Genomic DNA, 1,745 nt, shown 5'->3' on the forward strand with positions numbered 1-1,745 from the left:
CCGTGTCGGCTCCGACACGGCCGCCGGGCCGAAGTTCAGCAGTGTCAGTGACCTCCAAGTATGCCCAGCCGAAGGTGAGTTCAGCACGGCCAAGCGCGACACCAGCCCTCCGTACGAGTGCCCCACCAGATGCACCGGCCCCAGCACTCCCGCCAGCGCGGTCACGTCCGACGCCAGATCCTCCGGTGCGTACGACGGAGCCTCCGACGCCGGACCCGTCTCGTACTGGCCCCGCTGGTCGATGGCGACGGCCCGGAAGCCCGCCTCGGCCAGGCCGGGCAGCAGCGGCAGGAAGTCCTCCTTGCTGCCGTTGAAACCCGGCACCAGCAGGGCCGTACCGCGCGGAGCCGGGGGAGCGGCCGTGAACGCGGCGAAGGTGCCCCGGTCGGTGTCCATGCGCACGCTTCGCACGCTGTCGGGACGGGCGATCGAGAGGATCAGGCTCATGGAGGTGATGGTACGTAAGGCACCGTCCCAGGGATGGACAGCCTCTTGACGCGGCGTCCGGCGCGGGCCGACACTCCAAGCCTGGGAAGTCGAGCGAACAGGTGGGGACGCATGACGCGCCTGGAGACGGTGACCGGCCGCAGCGGCCGTACGCCGTTGCGCGCCCCCCTCCTCACCTCCCGCCTGCACATCGACCTGCTGCGCGTGTGCAGCGCCATCGGACCGCGCCTCTGAGACGGGCCCTCGCCCGCCCGCACGCCCTCCTCGTCACTCCTCGCCCGACGTCAGCCGCCGCTGTTCCCTCAAGGCGCGCGCCCGCGCGCGCCCTCGCCCCTGGGGAGACGTATGCCCATCACCGCGCCGACCGCCCTTCCGACCGTCCGGCACAGCTCCGCCTTCCGGGGGCGGCTCGGCCAGGACCCCCACAGCGGCCACTACGCCGTGCCGCACCGCTACCGGCTCCACCTCTCCACCGCCGACCCCGACGGACTGCGCCTCGCCATCGGCCACCGTCTGCTCGGTCTCGACGCGAGCTGTCCGGTCACCCTGCTCCCCGCTGTCCCCGACGCCCCGGACGGCAGCCACACCGCGCTCCGCCCGCTCTACGAGGCCAGCGCGCACCGCTACTCCGGCCCGGCGCCGGCCCCCGTGCTCAGCGACGCCTGGTCCGGACGGATCGTCAGCACCCATGCGCCCGACATCCTGCGTGACCTGGACCTCTTCCCGCGCGCCGGCGGCGCCCCGCTGCGGCCCTGCGGCTGGGAGTCCACCATCGACGCCGTGGAACGGCTCTGCGCCGAGGGCATCGAACAGGCCGCGCAGCGGGCGGGCCGCGCCGACGAGGACCCGGCCGGCCGGGCCGCCGCGCTGGAGGTGCTCCTCGACACCCTGTCCCGGCTGGAGCGCTGGCTGACCGAGGAGGAGTACCTGGCCGGGGGCCGGCTCACCGCCGCCGACATCGACCTCTGGGTCTCCCTGGTCCAGCTCGACACCGTGCACCGCTGCCACCTCGACGCCTCCGCCGTGCACCGGATCACCGGCCTCACCGCGCTGTGGTCGTACGCCCGTCGCCTCGCCGCCCACCCCGCCTTCGGCACCCACCTCGACCTCGACGGCATCGCCCGCCGCCACCACGGCCACTGCCAGGGCCTCGAAGCAGCGGGGGCCGCCGTGCAGATCCTCGACTGGGCGGCCCACGCCAACAGGAGGAACCAGGGGGCGTCTCCCCGGGACACCCCCTAGGGCCTCTCGTTTGGATCTTGCCGGGCTCGCGGGGTCTGGCCTGCTCCAAACGAAAG

General features: G+C 73.7%; 3 protein-coding genes. 2 read left to right on the forward strand and 1 reads right to left on the reverse strand.

Annotated features, from left to right (window positions below; genetic code table 11):
* The coding region (locus CCN33_RS15220; RefSeq protein WP_140394553.1) for an alpha/beta fold hydrolase at positions 1–447 on the reverse strand (447 nt) is incomplete at its 3' end.
* 111 nt (positions 448–558) lie between these two features.
* On the opposite strand from CCN33_RS15220, the gene CCN33_RS33530 reads away from it, so the two are divergent.
* Together CCN33_RS33530 and CCN33_RS15225 are read left to right on the forward strand one after the other, a co-directional pair.
* On the forward strand, positions 559–681 hold the full coding sequence (locus CCN33_RS33530; RefSeq protein WP_267881274.1) for a putative leader peptide: 123 nt from the start codon (positions 559–561) through the stop codon (positions 679–681).
* 111 nt (positions 682–792) lie between these two features.
* Entirely contained in the window at positions 793–1,689 is an 897-nt protein-coding gene (locus CCN33_RS15225) for a glutathione S-transferase C-terminal domain-containing protein (RefSeq protein WP_086694162.1), read from the forward strand.
* Positions 1,690–1,745: the final 56 nt, after the last annotated feature.

This window comes from Streptomyces recifensis (assembly GCF_002154615.1).
GTDB lineage: Bacteria > Actinomycetota > Actinomycetes > Streptomycetales > Streptomycetaceae > Streptomyces > Streptomyces griseoluteus.